At 50.3% G+C, this 18,415-nt stretch carries 13 protein-coding genes; 3 read left to right on the plus strand and 10 right to left on the minus strand.

From position 1 onward, the window contains the following. Positions 1 to 2: 2 nt before the first annotated feature. The 5 genes from eptA to melR all read right to left on the minus strand — a co-directional run bounded on the left by eptA (position 3) and on the right by melR (position 7,763). Positions 3 to 1,640 carry a phosphoethanolamine transferase EptA gene (gene eptA / locus OGV74_RS00630; protein ID WP_003031851.1) on the minus strand — a complete coding sequence of 546 codons (1,638 nt, stop codon included), beginning with the start codon at positions 1,638 to 1,640 and terminating at the stop codon, positions 3 to 5. A gap of 147 nt (positions 1,641 to 1,787) precedes the next feature. After that, positions 1,788 to 3,125: an arginine/agmatine antiporter gene (gene adiC / locus OGV74_RS00635; RefSeq protein WP_003031853.1), complete on the minus strand. Its 1,338-nt coding sequence runs from the start codon at positions 3,123 to 3,125 to the stop codon at positions 1,788 to 1,790. Between the two features lie 127 nt (positions 3,126 to 3,252). After that, positions 3,253 to 4,014: an AraC family transcriptional regulator gene (locus OGV74_RS00640; protein ID WP_003031855.1), complete on the minus strand. Its 762-nt coding sequence runs from the start codon at positions 4,012 to 4,014 to the stop codon at positions 3,253 to 3,255. 311 nt (positions 4,015 to 4,325) lie between these two features. Further along, positions 4,326 to 6,593, minus strand: a complete 2,268-nt coding sequence (gene adiA, locus OGV74_RS00645) for an arginine decarboxylase (RefSeq protein ID WP_008321469.1) — start codon at positions 6,591 to 6,593, stop codon at positions 4,326 to 4,328. A gap of 237 nt (positions 6,594 to 6,830) precedes the next feature. After that, positions 6,831 to 7,763 carry a transcriptional regulator MelR gene (melR, locus tag OGV74_RS00650; RefSeq protein WP_003841146.1) on the minus strand — a complete coding sequence of 311 codons (933 nt, stop codon included), beginning with the start codon at positions 7,761 to 7,763 and terminating at the stop codon, positions 6,831 to 6,833. 269 nt (positions 7,764 to 8,032) lie between these two features. Here melR and melA point away from each other — a divergent pair, with 269 nt between their 5' ends. The 3 genes from melA to OGV74_RS00665 all read left to right on the plus strand — a co-directional run bounded on the left by melA (position 8,033) and on the right by OGV74_RS00665 (position 11,168). Continuing rightward, positions 8,033 to 9,388, plus strand: coding sequence for an alpha-galactosidase (gene melA, locus OGV74_RS00655; RefSeq protein WP_003031864.1), 1,356 nt, complete (start codon positions 8,033 to 8,035; stop codon positions 9,386 to 9,388). 92 nt (positions 9,389 to 9,480) lie between these two features. Next, positions 9,481 to 10,911, plus strand: a complete 1,431-nt coding sequence (gene melB / locus OGV74_RS00660; RefSeq protein WP_032948355.1) for a melibiose:sodium transporter MelB — start codon at positions 9,481 to 9,483, stop codon at positions 10,909 to 10,911. A 2-nt stretch (positions 10,912 to 10,913) separates the two neighbouring features. Further along, positions 10,914 to 11,168, plus strand: coding sequence for a SemiSWEET transporter (locus tag OGV74_RS00665; RefSeq protein WP_003031867.1), 255 nt, complete (start codon positions 10,914 to 10,916; stop codon positions 11,166 to 11,168). Positions 11,169 to 11,188: 20 nt separating this feature from the next. On the opposite strand, the gene OGV74_RS00670 is transcribed toward OGV74_RS00665, so the two are convergent. The 5 genes from OGV74_RS00670 to OGV74_RS00690 all read right to left on the minus strand — a co-directional run bounded on the left by OGV74_RS00670 (position 11,189) and on the right by OGV74_RS00690 (position 18,107). Next, complete coding sequence (locus OGV74_RS00670; protein ID WP_003031870.1) at positions 11,189 to 11,812, minus strand: DUF2238 domain-containing protein; 624 nt, start codon at positions 11,810 to 11,812, stop codon at positions 11,189 to 11,191. Between the two features lie 147 nt (positions 11,813 to 11,959). Beyond that, positions 11,960 to 13,606, minus strand: coding sequence for a class I fumarate hydratase FumA (gene fumA, locus OGV74_RS00675; protein ID WP_003031871.1), 1,647 nt, complete (start codon positions 13,604 to 13,606; stop codon positions 11,960 to 11,962). 96 nt (positions 13,607 to 13,702) lie between these two features. Beyond that, complete coding sequence (dcuB, locus tag OGV74_RS00680; RefSeq protein ID WP_003031873.1) at positions 13,703 to 15,043, minus strand: anaerobic C4-dicarboxylate transporter DcuB; 1,341 nt, start codon at positions 15,041 to 15,043, stop codon at positions 13,703 to 13,705. Between the two features lie 716 nt (positions 15,044 to 15,759). Further along, on the minus strand, positions 15,760 to 16,479 hold the full coding sequence (gene dcuR / locus OGV74_RS00685; protein WP_003031875.1) for a two-component system response regulator DcuR: 720 nt from the start codon (positions 16,477 to 16,479) through the stop codon (positions 15,760 to 15,762). Further along, positions 16,476 to 18,107, minus strand: coding sequence for a sensor histidine kinase (locus OGV74_RS00690; RefSeq protein ID WP_003031877.1), 1,632 nt, complete (start codon positions 18,105 to 18,107; stop codon positions 16,476 to 16,478). The genes dcuR and OGV74_RS00690 overlap by 4 nt, the downstream gene beginning before the upstream one ends. Between the last annotated feature and the right edge of the window lie 308 nt (positions 18,108 to 18,415).

Raw genomic sequence — 18,415 nt, forward strand, 5'->3', positions numbered from 1 at the left:
GTTTAGCCTCCCCGGCAGGGTTGCAGAATATCATCTGCTGCCTGGTATTTCTGTGTTTGTACGCCCGTTAATCCCAGCAGGGTCGAGAAGAGATTATCCTGTGAGAAATCTTCTGAGCTTGCCCGTTTTTGCAAACATGTCTGAGAGACCTGATAGCGTTGCTGATAATCCTCGGAGAGCCACAGCAGCATCGGCACATGTTTTTGCGTATCAGGTGCAATCGAATACGGCAGGCCGTGCAAATAGACGCCATTTTCCCCTAAGGATTCGCCGTGATCGGAAAGATAGACCAGGCTGGTGGTGAAATTATCCTGGTGCTCTTTCAGTATATTGATTGCTTTATCAACAATATAGTCAACGTAAAGAATAGTGTTGTCGTAAGTATTGACCAACTGTTGCTGTGAACAGGTCTGGATTTCGTTGGTATCGCAGGTTGGTGTAAATTTCTTAAACTGCGCAGGATAGCGGTTGTAATAGGTCGGACCGTGGCTGCCGATGGTATGCAACACAATCACGCCGTCGCCTTTCAGGTTATTAATGTACTCTTCCAGCCCGTGGAACAGGACTTCATCGTAGCATTCACCGTCAATACACTGCCCCGGCAGGTTCAGCTTAGTCATATTCTGGTGTGGAACCCGGTCACAAGCCCCTTTGCAGCCGCCGTCGTTATCGTTCCACAGAACGTTAATTCCCGCCCGTTGAATAATGTCGAGCACGCCTTCCTGATGCTGCGCCAGTTCTTCGTCGTAGTGCGCGCGTGGCATATCCGAGAACATGCAGGGTACTGATACTGCCGTTGCCGTTCCGCAGGACGTTGTGCGGGGGAAATAGACCACATTATCTTTTTCCAGCAGCGGGTTGGTCTGGCGCGAATAGCCTGACAGCGAGAAGTTATCGCCACGTGAAGTCTCGCCGAGAACCACAATCGTCAGGTTCTTACGCTTTTCTTTCACCATCAACGGATTGCGGTGTGCATCTTCGCCAATGCGTACCAGCGGCAGGTGGGCCAGCCTCTGGTGTGAATACCAGGATGACGTCGCCACAATGCTGTTGGATGGACTGAGGGATTTCACCAGTTCTTTGTTGTTGCGAAACAGTGAAGCGTAATCTTTATAGAAGAACGCAGCGACCAGCACGATCAGCAGTGCGGAGATCAGAATGTTCGCGCCACGGAACAGTATGCTGCGCATGACAGACGTGATCGGTTTGATTTTTACCCAGCAGGCAATAAGTGCGGCCAGAATGCCGCTCACCCCGAGCGTGATGAGCAGTTGTGGCGTCAGCAAAGCAAAGGTTTCGGCGGGGGTGGTGTCCATCATATTGGCGATCATTGAGCGGTCGATGATGATGCCGTAGGTCATGATGAAATATTGGGCCGATGCGCCAACCAGAATGAAAATGCACGCCACCAGGCGATTAAGCCACAGGAATGAGGCCAGTGTCAGCACAATGTTCATGACGCTGAACGCGACCACCGGCATTGATAAAAACACCAGCACGTTACGCACAGAGTCCAGAGGCAGGTCTTGCAGCACTTGTTTATAGAACGCAATGTTCAGGAAGGTCGCAAGATAAAATGAGATCAGCAGAAGCCAGCTGATTAGCCCGAGAGTGGGCCTTTTAAACAAGAGCTTTAACATTAAGGGGGGTTCCATCGACTATGTGGCGCAAATCCTCTCAAAGTAAAATTAAGCCAACCTTAAGTTCTTAATGTTGATTTTTCGAAGAGCGGTGGGAGAACGTTGGCCCGATGAACTTACGCCATCGGGCCACGACGATTGTTGGTGTTAGTTATTGTTTACCGGGGCATCCAGTGGATACGGGTTTTTATGGATCCGGTTGTAGTTCAGTGCGTACAGCGCGGTGATGATCATCAACGTGACGAACGACCACATCACTTCTTTGGCTCCGGAACCGACAACCGCCCAGATGCAGTAGACAAAGGCGATAAAGGTCACCAGTAAGTACATCGGGCGTGCTTTACCAAAGTGACCATGGCCGAGCAGCAGCAGCGCGGCGCAGGTGTACAGATACGGCACCAGGGTGAAGATAACGGAGACCGAAGAGACCAGACCAAACTCTTTCGCTGCGTTCGGCGACATGCTGCTGAACTGGAAGATGGTCATCAGAATGCCGACGATAATTAACCCGGCCACTGGTGTACCGGCTTTGTTCACGCGGGCAAAAATCGGTGGGAACAGGCCGTCATCGGCTGCGGCTTTGGCGGTTTGCCCGGCAAGCAGCGTCCAGCCGCCCAGAGAACCAAGACACCCAGCCGCAGCACAGAAGGAGACAATTGCCCCTGCGGTGTCACCCAGCGCCATGCGTGCGGCATCACCGAACGGAGAGGCTGAAACACGTAGCGCCGCGTTAGGGATCATACCCATGATCGCGGTGGTGGAGAGCACGTAGCAAACAGCGGCAATCAGCACGCCGCCCATGGTGGCGATAGGTACGTTACGTTTGGGGTTTTTAACCACGCCAGCCGCGACGGAGGCGCTTTCTACCCCGATAAAGGACCATAAGGTAACATTCAGAGTGCTTTGAATCGCGCCGAAGGTGTTCATGCCGCTGACGTTCCAGGCCGCCATATAGGTTTCACCGCGGAACCAGAACCAGCCGAAGACGGCAATCCCGACAATTGGTACCAGTGCCAGTACCGTTGCGACGGCCTGCACGCGGGTGATCATTTTCGGTCCGACAATGTTCAGTAATACGAAGATCCACAGTACTACGACACAGGTCAGCGTCAGGACCAGCGGATCTTTTAAGATGGGGAAGAAGTAGCTCAGGTAACCGACACCAATGACCACCATGGCGATGTTACCAATCCAGCAGGCCAGCCAGTACAGCACGTTGGTCTGGTAGCCCAAAAAAGGACCGAAGCAGCGGCGGGCATAAGCATAAGAACCACCGGGACTGGAGTCTAAGGACGACATTTTGGCGTACACCATCGACAGTGCCAGAGCACCGATAATCGTGACCAACCATCCGTAGATTGCAATCCCGCCAGTTGACGCAAGGTTTGCGGGTAGCAGGAATACACCGGAACCCATAATATTCCCCGACACCATAAGGGTGACGGGGATTAAGCCCACTTTGTGAGCATCAGCATCCGTCGACATATTTTCTAACTCCTGATAAGGATAAATGACGCCTTATCATACCTCGTCAAAAGTCTGTTTAATGATGGCGGAGCTGGGGTATCGCTAATGCTGATATTATTATGGCTTATCGCTAACTGATTAAAAATCAGGCGGCGGATGGCTCCCTATGTTGACTAACATAATGCAGAGGCGTCATCCCATAGAACTCTTTGAATACGGAGATAAAGTATGAGGTACTGTTATATCCACATAGTTGAGAGACCTGGGAAATGTTTTTGCCGTCCATCAGTAATTGATTGACGGCATATCGCATGCGACAGGTGGTAATTATTTGGCTGTAACTTGTATTTTCACTTTTGAGCTTTTTCTTTAACAAACTGGGACTCAGGCATAAGCAACTGGCAACCATGCTTAAATTCCAGTCTTTATGTATATCGCTCTCAATAATGTGATAAACGCTGTCGCTGATACAGTTGCGCAGCATATACATGAGCAAAGAGATAAACTTTTTGCTGTCGAGAAAGCGTGATAACACCGTGAACAGTAGCGAGCGCGTACGCTCTCTTTCAGCTTCGTTCACTGTGTCCATTACGCTATGTTGGGCAGCCACCCTGAAGACATCCGGCGTCAGACACGCTGAGGTCATTACTGGGCTGGCACTGCGTTGCCAGAGTGGGATCTGTGAAAGGTCTTTATTTAAAAAGCGCAGATAGTCTTTAATGATATCGCGGCTAATATGTACGACCAATGCGTTATTAAGTGATGAAAAATCGATAATATTATTATCGCATGCCACCAGTGCCATATGATTAGCTTTTAAACTGATGGCTTCTTTACCGTTAATCCTTAACCAAACATCCTTCTCCGTTAATACAACAACACAAGCTTCTTTGCTGCAAAGCTTCATACCCAACTCCAGGAATATGAAAAAACACCGTAGCTCAACATCAGATGAGCCAAATCGGCTAAATTGAAATTGTATGATGAAACCAGGACCGCAATAAAATAACGTGTCTGAAATTAATTACAATGTTTGGTGGGGTTTTTCTTATGTACACATTTTTTTACGCAAGTGGAAAGATGCTATTTGCGTATAAAAAAAGCGCGGGGTGGTCCCGCGCAAAAAGGTATGACAGTGTTATTGTTTTGCAGCAATACTCAGGAATTACTCAAGAATGACATGTCTACCTTAAACATCGGACTATCTAAAAAGAGACCTTATGCTTTCACGCACATAACGTGATAAACACCGTCAATAATTTCCGTTCCTTCGGTTTCATGTTCAAATCCAGGGAAGTGGTGGTCCCAGGACTGCAACGAACGCAGGTACCCAATTTGCGGGCTGTTGGCATCGCCAAAGTTTTCACCGGACAGCAGCATCGGAATTCCCGGTGGGTAAGGGATCACGGAGTTTGCCGCAATACGTCCCGCCAGATTTTCAATCGCCACCATCTCAACGTTGTCACTGACTATCGCGTTGTAAGCGTCACGCGGAGTAATATCCGCATCCGGCAGACCGGAGTAGGCTGCATTGAGACGGCTGCCTGGGTTGTTCTCTTTCAGCCAAGCGAACATGGTGTCGCCCAGATCGTGAATACCCATGTTGGCATAAGTGTCAGGATGTTCCTCAACCAGTTCTGGCATCACCTGTGCCAGCGGGGTATTGGCATCGTAGTGGTGTTTGAAAGAGCACAGCGTGTTGATCAGTGTGCCCCATTTCCCGCGGGTAATCCCCATGGAGAACAGGAACATAATCTGGAAATCGGTGGTTCGGGTCGGCACGATGCCGTGGCGGCCAAGCCAGGCGGTAACCAGTGCGGCCGGTACGCCGTTCTCTTCCAGTTCGCCATCGTCGCCCATCCCCGGCGCCAGAATGCTGACTTTGATCGGATCCAGCATGCTCCAGTTATCCGGCAGGTCTTTAAAGCCGTGCCAGGATTCACCCGGACGCATCACCCAGCAGTTCTGATCGGTTGCCAGCAATGTGGCTGGCGCGTCGGCAAAGTCATAGGTTTTACCGGTCTGCGGATCGGTTACCACTTCTTTGTTCCACGGTTTGAAGAACCAGTCGCCTTCGGCGGTAAACTCTTTGTACAACCGTGCCATGGCCTGACGGAAATCGACTGCTTCGTCGATCACTTCCTGAGTGAGCGACAGGCCGCTGTTACCGTCCATCATGGAGACCGCCACGTCGTTTGAGGCGCAGATAGCATATAGCGGAGAGGTGGTGGCGTGCATCATGTACGCCTGGTTAAAGCGGGAGAAGTTCACGGCCCCACGACCTTCACGAACGTGAATGTAAGATGCCTGAGAGAGCGCATTCAGCAGTTTGTGGGTCGAGTGGGTGGCAAAAACGGTAGGACCGTTATGATCGCCCGGCGCGCCACGCATGGCGTAGTGATCGGCATAAATTGGGTTGAAGCGAGCATAGCCGTACCAGGCTTCATCGAAGTGGATGCGATCGCTGGTTTGTGCGAGCAGATCCTGCGCCTCTTTGGCGTTGTAGCAAACACCGTCGTAGGTACAGTTGGTCACAACGCTGTAAGACGGTTTTTGCCCAGCTTTGCCTTTGGTCAGCGGGCTTTCGCTGATTTTTTTCTGTAAAGTTTCAGGCTGCATTTCCTGCGGGTAGATAGGCCCGATAATGCCGTACCGGTTGCGGCTTGGCACCATGTACACCGGTTTTGCCCCGGTGAGGATCAGCCCCTGTTCGATGGATTTATGGCAGTTACGATCCAGCACCACGACGTCGTTGTCGGTCATACAGGCCTGCATGATGGTGCGGTTAGAGCCGGAAGTCCCGACCACTACGGACCAGGAACGGTCGGCACCGAACACGCGGGCAGCATTTTTTTCACTTTCCCCAAATGCGCCTGTATGGTCGAGTAAAGAACCGAGATTGGTACGTTCAATCCCCATGTCGGTACGGAAGAGATTCTCACCGTAGTAGTCATGGTACAGTCGACCGGCAGGTGTTTTGGTGAAACCGACACCGCCCTGGTGACCCGGTGCAGCCCAGGAATACTCATGGACATTGCTGTATTTCATCAGGGCGTTGAACAGCGGTGGTAACAACTGCTGACGATAGCGAGTCATCGCTGCGATGGCACGGCCAGCGATAAAGTCAGCGCTGTCCTCCAGAATCCAGGCGAATTCATCGACAAGCTCCAGCAGGTCGCGATCCAGCGATGCGGTGGCTTTTTCGCGATCGCCCAGCAGGAATACGGGAACGTTTTGCTGGCGCTCGTGGAGCTTGCCGATCAATTGCCTGACGTTCAGATGTTCGTCTTGTTGTTCCATTTGATAGCTGAACATCAGGCAATCAATGGCTTCATTGGCGGCGAGGATTGCGTAGCCATCGTCGAATGAGGTGGACTTAATGACGGTAACATTTTGGCGGCTTAATGCGTCAGCCAGACGTTCGACAGCGCTACCGACCCAGGTGTCCTGATGCAGAAACTCACTTTCAACAATTAATACTTTCATCATCTTTTACCCGGTTGTGGAAAGGTTGCAATCTATGAATTGCAGACACACCGTATGAATGTGACGCAGGCAAGTATTATCCTGTCAAAACGGGCTGTAAAGCGGGTGAAAAATAGTCTGATTTATGTTTAATTTGTTTTTAAACATATGGTTACGTTTGCTTATTGGCGGTTTTTCACCACCGTTTATCGACAGGGGGATTATTTTTTTGGCTGATACTGATATGGCCGAATGATATCAACCAGCCATTGTTTGCCGATGCTGCTGGCTTAGTTTGCGGTACTGCTGCGGCGACATGCCGACAAACTTGCTGAAGGTGTCATAAAAACGGCTGCTGGAACGGAATCCGGCGGTCAACGCAACGTCGAGAATGGTTTTATCGGTATCGCTTAGCAATGCGCGGACGTGATTGATCCGCATTGCCGTGATGTACTGCTTCAGGGTGAGTTGCATTACGCGTTGGAAAATCCCCATCGCGTAGTTGGCGTTGAGCTTCACGTGTTCCGCGACGTCGTTGATGGTGAGCGCCTGATCGTAGTTATCGGCAATAAAGCTCAGCATTTGGCTGACGTAAAACTGGGCGTGCCGCGACACGCTGTTTTTGTGGGTCCGCGAGGTTTTATTGACGAGTATAGGCTGCCAGCCGGAAAGGCTAAACCGCTTGAGCATCAGACCAATTTCATCAATGGCGAGCTGGCGAATTTGTTCGTTCGGGTTGTTCAGTTCCTGTTGCCAGCGCTGAACTTCAAAGGTGCTCAACTGCTGCGACGCCAGCGATTTGATGACCATTCCATGGGTAACATGGTTGATCAACTCGCGATCCAGCGGCCAGGAGAGGAAAAGGTGCATCGGTAAATTGAAGATAGCCATACTTTGGCAACTGCCCGGACGCGTGAGTTGATGCGGTGTGCAGGCCCAGAATAGCGTGATGTGTCCCTGTTTTATCTGTACGACTTCGTTGTTGATCAGGTACTCGACGTCACCATCAAACGGCACATTGATCTCCACCTGCCCATGCCAGTGGCTGGCTGGCATAGCATGCGGTGAGCGCAACTCGATATCCATCCGTTGATATTCTGAGTACAGCGATAGCGGGCTGCGGGTTTGTTCTTCATCGCTACTGCACATGTGCGGATCGGGAGGAAGAGGCGATGTCGGTAATGTACTCATGGTTGCTCCATTTCCTGAATTATCAGAATCATGTCATTTAACACGTATCAAGGCTGAGAATCAGGACACAAATTGGACCGTTACCATTGAGCATAGCGACATTTTGCGGCCACATACTCTGCTTTTTGGGTAATTTTGTCCCATAAACTCAGATCCAATAGGGTGCAGAGTGATGATCTGAGTTTATGGGAATGCTCAGCAGAGAAGTCGGAAGTTTTCAGCTATACGCTGTGCCACCATGACTGTGTTCACTAATGTTCTGGAGAGTCATGATGTCTGCACCCAAAATTACCTTTATCGGCGCCGGTTCCACGATTTTCGTCAAAAATATTCTTGGGGACGTCTTTCACCGCGATGCGCTTAAATCTGCGCATATCGCCTTGATGGATCTCGATCCTACGCGTCTGGAAGAGTCACACGTTGTTGTGCGCAAGTTGATGGATTCTGCGGGCGCGTCTGGACGAATCACCTGCTATACCGATCAAAAAGCAGCATTACAGGATGCTGATTTTGTGGTGGTCGCTTTCCAGATCGGCGGCTATGAACCCTGTACCGTCACCGATTTTACGGTGTGTAAACGCCATGGTCTGGAGCAGACGATTGCCGACACGCTGGGGCCGGGCGGCATTATGCGCGCGCTGCGCACCATTCCGCATTTATGGCAGATTTGTGAGGATATGACCGAAGTCTGTCCGCAGGCCACCATGCTTAACTACGTTAACCCGATGGCGATGAACACCTGGGCAATGTATGCGCGCTATCCGCATATTAAGCAAGTTGGGCTGTGTCATTCGGTGCAGGGGACGGCGGAGGAGTTGGCCCGCGATCTGAACATTGACCCTGCCTCTTTGCGCTATCGCAGTGCCGGGATCAACCATATGGCATTTTATCTGGAGCTGGAGCGCAAAACGGCGGACGGCGCCTATGTGAATCTCTACCCGGAGCTGCTGGCGGCCTATGAATCCGGTCAGGCGCCGAAACCGAATATTCACGGAAATACCCGTTGCCAGAACATTGTGCGCTATGAAATGTTCAAAAAACTGGGGTATTTCGTCACCGAATCGTCGGAGCACTTCGCCGAATATACGCCGTGGTTTATCAAACCGGGGCGTGAAGATCTGATTGAGCGCTATAAGGTGCCATTGGATGAATATCCGAAACGTTGTGTGGAACAGTTGGCGAACTGGAAAAAAGAGCTGGAAGAGTACAAAACGGCTGAGCGGATCGACATTAAACCGTCGCGCGAATATGCCAGCACTATCATGAACGCTATCTGGACCGGTGAACCAAGCGTCGTCTATGGCAACGTTCGCAATGACAATCTGATCGATAACCTGCCGCAAGGTTGCTGTGTTGAAGTCGCTTGTCTGGTTGATGCGAATGGTATTCAGCCAACGAAAGTCGGTGCTCTCCCGTCACATTTGGCGGCTATGATGCAAACCAATATCAATGTTCAGACTCTGCTAACGGAAGCCATCCTGACGGAGAACCGCGATCGTGTTTATCACGCGGCGATGATGGATCCGCATACCGCCGCGGTACTGGGGATTGAAGAGATTTATGCGCTGGTGGACGACCTGATCGCGTCTCACGGCGACTGGCTGCCGGCCTGGCTGCACCGTTAATACACAATCACGCCGGGCAGAGCATCCGGCGTTTAACCTCTGACGTTTCCTCTTACAGAAGGCGGGCGCTGGTAACAGCGACCCGATACCCTATGAGCATCTCTCTGACAACAAAACTCAGTTACGGATTTGGAGCGTTCGGTAAGGATTTCGCCATCGGTATTGTGTACATGTACCTGATGTATTACTACACCGACGTGGTGGGATTATCGGTGGGCGTCGTCGGAACCTTGTTCCTGGTGGCAAAAATATGGAACGCGTTTAACGATCCGGTGATGGGGTGGATAGTGAATGCCACCCGGTCGCGTTGGGGAAAATTTAAACCCTGGATCTTACTCGGTACGCTGGCGAACTCGTTGGTGCTGTTTTTGCTTTTTAGCGCACATCTGTTTGAGGGTACTGCGCAGGTCGTATTTGTTTGCGTGACGTATATTTTATGGGGGATGACCTACACCATTATGGATATTCCATTCTGGTCGCTGGTCCCCACGATTACGCTGGATAAACGCGAACGTGAACAACTGGTGCCGTTCCCTCGTTTTTTCGCCAGCCTTGCAGGGTTTGTCACCGCGGGCGTGACGCTACCCTTTGTAAACTATGTTGGCGGCGCGGATCGCGGGTTCGGTTTTCAGATGTTTACGCTGGTGCTGATCGCATTTTTTATTGTTTCTACCCTCGTAACCTTGCGTAATGTGCATGAAGTGTATTCCTCTGACAGCGAAGCTACCGCAGACAGCACCCGGCTGACGCTGAAATCAATCCTTGCGCTTATCTACAAAAACGATCAGCTTTCCTGCCTGCTGGGGATGGCGCTGGCTTACAACGTGGCGTCCAATATCATTACAGGTTTTGCGATTTACTACTTCACCTACGTGGTGGGTGATGCTGACCTTTTCCCATACTACCTCTCCTATGCCGGAGCAGCTAACTTGCTGACATTGATTCTCTTTCCCCGTCTGTCAAAGGCGCTTTCTCGCCGGGTACTGTGGGCTGGCGCTTCGGTTATGCCAGTTCTCAGCGCAGGCGTATTGCTGATTATGGCTCTGGGGGCATTCCACAATACTTTCCTGATTGTTACCGCAGGGATCCTTCTGAACATTGGTACGGCGCTGTTCTGGGTACTGCAGGTGATTATGGTGGCGGACACCGTAGATTACGGTGAATACAAGTTTAACGTCCGCTGCGAGAGTATTGCCTATGCCGTGCAGACAATGGTGGTCAAAGGTGGCTCGGCGTTTTCCGCTTTCTTTATTGCGGTGGTGCTGGGATTGATTGGTTATGTTCCGAATGCGACGCAATCTGCTGAGACCATCCTCGGCATGCAGTTCATCATGATCGCGCTGCCCACGCTTTTTTTCGTTGTGACACTGGTGCTCTATTTCCGTTACTACCGGTTGAATGGCGATATGCTGCGTAAGATTCAGATCCACCTGCTGGATAAGTACCGAAAAGTGCCGTCGCCCGTCAAACAGTCGAATACTCCGGAGATTCCGGTGGTAGTAGCCAGCGATGTGAAGGCCTAGCTATGGAGTGGCATTCCTGGATTGGCTATCTGGCGGCAACGCTGACGACGCTCTCTTTTTTGCCGCAGGCGATTAAGGTTATTACCACCCGCAACACCCAGGGTATCTCCGGTTTAATGTATGTGATGTTTGTGTGCGGGCTGGTGTTGTGGCTGGCTTATGGGTTATTGATTGAAGATACCGCTGTCAGCATGGCGAACTTTCTGACACTGTTGTTCGCCTTGCCGATTCTGGTTATCAAGTATCGCAGTAGGTAGCGCAGATTGCCGGAGAAGCGTTAGCGCTCTCCGGCCGTTTTCAACTGCCGATTGTGCCAGCCCGCCAACGCGAGGATCGTTGTTAACGCACCGAGCAGGGCGCAGAACATGTCCGACTGGGTATCCCACGGGTCACCCTGCGTGCCAAGGAAGTCTTCCGCACCTTGTCCCATTGCCAGCGCTGCCCACCACTCGATCAGTTCATACATTGCGCTAATCGCCAGTGCTACGCAGCAGACCAAAAATGCCAGCATCTTACGACCACGGACAATATTGCCACGCACTAAAATCTCTCTTGCTGTTAGGGCTGGTACCAGCCCCTGGAAGAAGTGACCCAACTTGTCATAGGGGTTACGACTGAGATCCAGCCATTCCTGAACCTGAAAACCGACGGGAACTTTGGCGTAGGTATACATCCCGCCTACCATCAGAATGATGGCGTGCAAGAAAATCAACGTATAAAGCAGCGGCGTCAATGGATACTGCTTCATGGTAGCCAGCAACAGCGGGACGACAATAATGACCGGCGTGACTTCCATCAGCCAGGTGATTTTCTCCGAGGCAGAGATACCGGTGTAGATAAGGATCAGCGCCAGGAACACTGCGCCAGTGTGCAAGATTGTGGGGTTCAGAGTGCGGAGCATTGTGAATTCACACGTAATGGAAAAGGTCACTATTCCCTGTGAACGGCAAAAATTCAATACCAGTAAATGGGGGGATAAAGTTGGCCCGGGGGGATCGCTGGACTGACGCCAAAAATTTAGTGCCAGTCCAGTGCCGGGCCGAATGGGTTACTTCGCGCAGTTAGCGCATTGTTTGCTGACGATTTGCTGGAAGAAATCGTTGCCTTTGTCATCGACCAGGATGAAAGCAGGGAAATCTTCTACTTCGATTTTCCAGATAGCTTCCATTCCCAGCTCCGGGTATTCCACGCATTCCAGATGCTTAATACTCTGCTGCGCCAGTACCGCTGCCGGACCACCGATGCTGCCTAAGTAGAAGCCGCCGTGTTTGTGGCAGGCGTCAGTCACCTGCTGGCTACGGTTACCTTTCGCCAACATGATCATGCTGCCGCCGTGAGACTGCAACAGGTCAACGTAGGAGTCCATACGACCCGCGGTGGTTGGGCCTAAAGAACCGGACGGATAGCCTGCAGGCGTTTTGGCCGGACCCGCGTAGTAGATCGGATGATCTTTCACGTACTGCGGTAAACCTTCGCCGGACTCAATACGTTCTTTTAACTTCGCGTGGGCAATGTCACGACCGACAATGATAGTACCGCTCAGTGACAGACGAGTAGAAACCGGGTACTGAGAGAGCTGGGCGAGGATCTCTTTCATCGGGCGGTTAAGGTCAACTTTAACCACTTCACCTTCACCCGCCTGGCGCAGAGATTCCGGAATGTACTGACCTGGGTTATGTTCCAGTTTTTCAATCCAGATCCCTTCGCGGTTAATCTTGGCTTTAATATTACGGTCTGCGGAGCAAGAAACGCCCATACCAACCGGGCAGGATGCGCCGTGGCGAGGCAGGCGGATCACGCGGATATCATGTGCGAAGTATTTCCCGCCAAACTGAGCGCCAAGGCCGAGTTTCTGTGCCTCGATCAGCAGTTCCTGTTCTAGTTGCAGATCGCGGAACGCCTGGCCGTGAGCATTACCTTCAGTCGGCAGCGCGTCATAGTAGTGTGTGCTGGCCAGTTTCACCGTTTTAAGGGTACTTTCCGCTGACGTCCCGCCAATGACGAATGCGATGTGATACGGCGGGCAAGCTGCAGTACCCAGCGTGCGCATTTTCTCAACCAGGAAGTTTTTCAGTTTGCCGGGAGTCAGCAGCGCTTTGGTTTCCTGATACAGATAGGTTTTGTTGGCTGAGCCGCCGCCTTTGGCCACGCACAGGAATTTGTATTCGTCACCGTCCACGCTGTACAGATCGATTTGTGCGGGCAGGTTGGTGCCAGTATTCACTTCTTTGTACATATCCAGCGCCGCGTTTTGCGAGTAGCGCAGGTTATCTTCAATATAGGTATTAAATACGCCTTTGGAGAGGGCCGCTTCATCGCCGCCGCCGGTCCAAACGCGCTGACCTTTTTTACCCATGATAATTGCCGTACCGGTGTCCTGGCAGGTTGGCAACACGCCTTTGGCGGCGATTTCGGAGTTTCTCAGGAACTGCAGCGCCACGTACTTATCGTTTTCGCTGGCTTCGGGATCATGGAGAATTGAGGCGACTTGCTGTTGGTGTTCTGGGCGGAGCATGAAGGAGGCATCGTGGAAGGCTTGTTGGGCCAGTAGCGTAAGTGCTTCAGGAGCTACTTTCAGGATTGTTTCGCCTTCAAACTCGCCGACACTGACGTGATCGGATGTCAGCAGGTAGTACTCAGTTTTGTCTTCCCCCAGTGGGAAAGCCGCCTGGTAAGTGAATTCAACTTTTGACATTTGCTTCCAGCCTTTTCATTTTTCTCAGGAATTTTAAAATTCTCTGTGTCTTAATGGTGGCGTGCCGTACCAACGCGGACGGCACGCGAACTGTGATTACAGGAAACCGTACATTGCGGCGAAGATCCAACCAAAGACACAGGATACGCTTACGCCGATCAAACCAGGCAGAATGAAGCTGTGGTTGATAACGAAGCGGCCGATGTGGGTGGTGCCAGAGCGGTCAAACTGAATAGCCGCCAGGTCACTCGGGTAGGTCGGCAGAATGTAGTAACCGTAACATGCCGGAGCGGAAGCCACGATGTACGCTGGATCAACCCCAATTGCCAGTGCGACCGGAACAATCGCTGCCAGCGCTGCTGCCTGGGAGTTTACAAATTTGGATACCAGCAGCAGAACAATTGCATAGGCCCACGGATACTCTTTCACCATATTGCCCAGCACACCTTCGATTTCTGTCATGTGCGCGCCGAACATTGTTTCGGCCATCCAGGCAATACCGTACACCGCCACAATCGCGATCATACCGGAACGGAAGACTTCGTTTTTAGATATTGAAGCGGGATTGGTCTTCGTCAGGATAATAATCAGTGCACCGGTCAGCAGCATGAACATCTGGATAACCAGCACCATTGACAGTGGTTTGCCGCTAAAGGTAGGGCGCAGCTCAGAGAACGCGCCGAGTACGGCAACAACGGCGATAGCGGCAAGGAAGATCCACATGGCCAGCCAGTTGCTTTTCGGCAGCTTTTTGTCTAACAGCGTGGCGGTATCGCCATACACATAGTTGTGGTTTTCAGGTACAGAAATGAACTTCTGGAACTCTTCATCTTTATCCAGATCTTTACCACGGAACCAGCTGAAGATACCGATCGCCAGGATACCCAACAGGGTAGACGGGATGGTGATGCTGAGCAGGTCGAGGAATTCGAGATGCTTGCCTTCAAACGTTACGTTACCCAGCATTGCTACCAGTGACACAACGGCTACAGAAACCGGGCTGGCGATAATCCCCATCTGCGCACCGATAGAACTCGCCGCCATCGGACGTTCCGGGCGAATATTGTTCTTAATGGCAACGTCATAAATGATTGGCAGGATGGTGTATACCACGTGCCCTGTACCGCAGAGAATCGTCAGGGTGCAGGTAACGAAAGGTGCGACGATGGAAACATATTTTGGGTTACGGCGCAGCAGCTTTTCAGCGATTTGCAGCATAACGTCAAGACCGCCGGAGGCTTGTAAGGTTGCCGATGCGGCCACCACGGCAATAATAACCAGCATGACATCTACAGGTGGTTTACCCGGCTGGAGATGGAAAACGAAAACCAGAATGACCAGGCCGATACCGCCTAATAAACCCAGCGCGATACCGCCCTTTCTGGCACCATAAAACAAACATATTAATATTATGAGAAGTTGTATACTAAATAACATTTTATTTACCCTCGCGAAAAACCCAGTCAATTTTTTGAAAAATGGATCTGTGCCACATTCTTTTTTGCCAGAATAAGCATCAAAAAATGGTCAGTATTCGATATGTCCGTATTTGCGATTAATGTTCAAATGTCTTGCTAGAATTTTTTTTTAAAGTTATGGCGATATTTGGTTTTTTCTGTGGCTTTGATCAGAGGAGAGAATCCTCAGGCGATGGGAAGCAGAGCTGAACATGGAGAGCCGCGGTTGACGCTGTAATTTATCTATTTTGCGTTTTCCGCTATTACATGAACCACCGACAGAATGAGTGAGTGGGTTATTTATGTGATCACGGTCACGCCATTTCATGATGTGATGAAGTCGGCGTACGGATACTTTTATTTGCTCACAAAAATGTACGGTGTCCATGGTACGTAGCATGGTCTCCATTGCTACCAGTCTAGATTTTGTATGTCTGGTTAATTTCAGACTAATCCTTTATGGGTAAAAATACACACTCTGCGAGTTAGATAATACTTAATTAACTTTTGTTAGCGATTTTGAAATTAAAAACAGTGTGATATTTGTCAATATTAAAATAATACATTTAACATGCCGGATACAAATATATTTGATCTAACGCAAATTTATAATTTTGCAGTGTCAGTTGGTGAAATAGGGATTTTTCATTATTTTAATAATTGTTACTTTCAAATAACAAATAATCCCAAGTGTATTTATTGGCAATATTGTTTAAGCAATGAATAGTGTTCAGCCTGCACGCGATAACGATAAACAGGTCTGCCGGTCACGCCATAATGGATGCTGGTAAATAAGATGTGACAATTGACGAGCCAGATAAGGTATTTACGGCAAGAGACGCGCGAGATATTGACCTCGTTAGCCAGCTCATCCGTGGAGAACTCCTGATCCTGGTGCTCATCAATCCACTGGCACAACGTGCGCAACGTTTGTGGCGTTAATCCTTTGGGTAAGCGCCGCGTTTCTTGTTCATTGGAGGAGCTGCCGTGAATCAACTGGTCAAGCTCAGACTGTTCATAGTACTGATGCTTTTCCATCTCAGTTTTTTTCTGTAGCCAGCCGGTGAGCGCCTCTTCAAACCGGGACGCCTGGAAAGGTTTGATCAAGTAGTCAACGACGCCGTAGTGAAGTGAATCTTTGATGGTAGTGGCATCGGCTGCAGAAGAGATGACGATGACATCGCACTTGCAACCTTCACTGTGCAGAACCGGTAGCAGGTCCAGGCCGTTTTCTTTTTGCATATAAATATCTAGCAAAATCAGATCGATATGATGACCGCTATGAAAGATTATCTCTTTTGCTTTCTCCAGCGTGGAGGCTGTGCCGCAGCAGTGAAAACCGGAGAGTTGCGCGACATAACGGCGGTTTAATTCCGCTACCATTGCATCGTCATCGACAATTAAGACATTGATCATCTGCTGGCCCTCTCACCATTCCACGGTAACTGTACAAAAAATTGGGTGAAGATCCCAGGTTCAGACTCGACGGATATATTGCCGCCAACGTTTTCAACCTGTTGTTTAACAAGCGCTAAACCTACGCCCCGTTCGGTTCCTTTTGACGAAACGCCCTTCTCAAAGATGTGCTCAATGTTTTCGGGGGCGATCCCCGGACCATCGTCATTCACTTCGCAATGCAACCAGCCGTGTCGATAATGCAAGGATACGCTGATCTCACCACCAGGTTCTTGACCTAGCGCCTCCAGGGCGTTTTCAATCAGATTCCCCAGAACGGTAATCAGCACCGCCACCTGATCTTCGTTGTTATTTTCCGGTAGCTGGCTTTCATTGCTGATGACCAGGCTATGGCCTAAATCAGATGTGCGATTAATCTTACTGAGTAAAAATCCTGCGATCACCGGAGATTTTATTTTTCCTAACAGTGAGCCAATTTCTTCCTGATAATTGTTCGCGGTCTTGAGGATGTAATTTTCAAGCTGCTTATAACTTTTCAGATGCAATAATCCCAGAATCACGTGCAATTTATTCATGAATTCGTGGGATCGTTCACGAAGTGCATCGGCATAGTTGACCATACCGTCCAGGCGTTGCATTAACTTTCGGACTTCAGTCTTATCTCTGAAGGTTGAAATGGCGCCGATGATTTTACCGTTGCTGAGTACCGGGACCGTGTTAATTAAGAGTAGCCGATCCTTCACCATGATCTCTTCATCGCGGCGCGGCGTTCCGTCATGTAGTACCTGTGAAAAATCGACCACCTGTGACCACGCATGGCTGAGCGTGGAGAGCTGGGCATCATCTTGTGATTTGTGATAATCCAGCAGCTCCTGCGCAGCTTGGTTAATCAACGTCACCTCACCGCACTCGTCAACGGCAATGACTCCTTCCTTTATAGAGTGCAGCATCGCCTGGCGTTGTTCGAACAGATTGGAGATTTCATAAGGTTCCAGACCAAACAGAATGCGTTTGAGGACCTTAACGAATATCCATGTGCCGAGCAGCCCAACCAGCACGCCAAATAAGATTGACCAGATGATGCTGCCGCGGCTGTTATTGATCTGTTCAGCAACTCTGCTTAGCTCAAGACCGATCGCCACCACGCCAATTTGCTGGTGATGTTCGTCGTATATAGGGGTGAATACCCGTAGGGCTTTAGCCAGAAATCCGCGATTAATGGCGACATTCTCTTTACCTTGCAGGGCCAGCAAAATGTCATCGCCTTTAAATGGCTGGCCGATTCGCTGTGCTTCGGGATGGGAGTAACGAATGCTTTGCATATCGGTGACGACGATGAACAAAAAATCGTTGCTCTTATTCACCGCCTGGGCAATCGCCTGAATACCGCTTTCCTCGGGCTTTTTCATTAGTCCCTGGCGGATCTCCGGAGAGTTGGCCAACGTTCGCGCGACGGCAAGCGCTTTACTCGCTAACGCATCGCGCGTCATGTTGCTAATTTGCGAGAAATAAATCAGATGAACGACAAGCAGCACGGAGAAGAGAACTGCACTAACCATGAGGATCACGGTGGTGCCAAGCTTCATCGGGCGTTTGCGTATAGCAGTACGTTGCAGTGAGTGTCTCATCACGGTCCTGGAATCACGGTTTGTGCGGGTATTATCGCCTGATGGGGGGCGTAATTCAAAGGTGGTAGGGATTATGGAGCTTAAGTTGTCAGCCCTTCTTCTTTATATAGCGTAGAGTGAATTTCTTTCTATATAGAAGTTTTCATACCGGTTCTCTCCTTTTTCAGGGACGCTGACAGATAATTTGCTTACGATTGTGGATAACTCTGTGCGTAAATGGGTATAAGGCGGGGTTTTGCTGTGGAATGCAGCAGTCAGTCATTTTTCTGTCATTTAAGGGTTGCGGGCCACAGGAAACTCCCTATAAT

This window comes from Citrobacter sp. Cf116 (assembly GCF_030336505.1).
Classification (GTDB): domain Bacteria; phylum Pseudomonadota; class Gammaproteobacteria; order Enterobacterales; family Enterobacteriaceae; genus Citrobacter; species Citrobacter freundii.

Excerpts from the sequence above, each read along its gene's own strand:
- fumA (WP_003031871.1), bottom strand. The coding sequence starts at position 13,606 with ATGTCAAAAGTTGAATTCACTTACCAGGCGGCTTTCCCACTGGGGGAA.
- OGV74_RS00670 (WP_003031870.1), bottom strand. The coding sequence starts at position 11,812 with ATGCTCCGCACTCTGAACCCCACAATCTTGCACACTGGCGCAGTGTTC.
- dcuB (WP_003031873.1), bottom strand. The coding sequence starts at position 15,043 with ATGTTATTTAGTATACAACTTCTCATAATATTAATATGTTTGTTTTAT.
- dcuR (WP_003031875.1), bottom strand. The coding sequence starts at position 16,479 with ATGATCAATGTCTTAATTGTCGATGACGATGCAATGGTAGCGGAATTA.
- melB (WP_032948355.1), top strand. The coding sequence starts at position 9,481 with ATGAGCATCTCTCTGACAACAAAACTCAGTTACGGATTTGGAGCGTTC.
- eptA (WP_003031851.1), bottom strand. The coding sequence starts at position 1,640 with ATGTTAAAGCTCTTGTTTAAAAGGCCCACTCTCGGGCTAATCAGCTGG.
- adiC (WP_003031853.1), bottom strand. The coding sequence starts at position 3,125 with ATGTCGACGGATGCTGATGCTCACAAAGTGGGCTTAATCCCCGTCACC.
- OGV74_RS00640 (WP_003031855.1), bottom strand. The coding sequence starts at position 4,014 with ATGAAGCTTTGCAGCAAAGAAGCTTGTGTTGTTGTATTAACGGAGAAG.
- melA (WP_003031864.1), top strand. The coding sequence starts at position 8,033 with ATGATGTCTGCACCCAAAATTACCTTTATCGGCGCCGGTTCCACGATT.
- OGV74_RS00665 (WP_003031867.1), top strand. The coding sequence starts at position 10,914 with ATGGAGTGGCATTCCTGGATTGGCTATCTGGCGGCAACGCTGACGACG.
- adiA (WP_008321469.1), bottom strand. The coding sequence starts at position 6,593 with ATGAAAGTATTAATTGTTGAAAGTGAGTTTCTGCATCAGGACACCTGG.
- OGV74_RS00690 (WP_003031877.1), bottom strand. The coding sequence starts at position 18,107 with ATGAGACACTCACTGCAACGTACTGCTATACGCAAACGCCCGATGAAG.
- melR (WP_003841146.1), bottom strand. The coding sequence starts at position 7,763 with ATGAGTACATTACCGACATCGCCTCTTCCTCCCGATCCGCACATGTGC.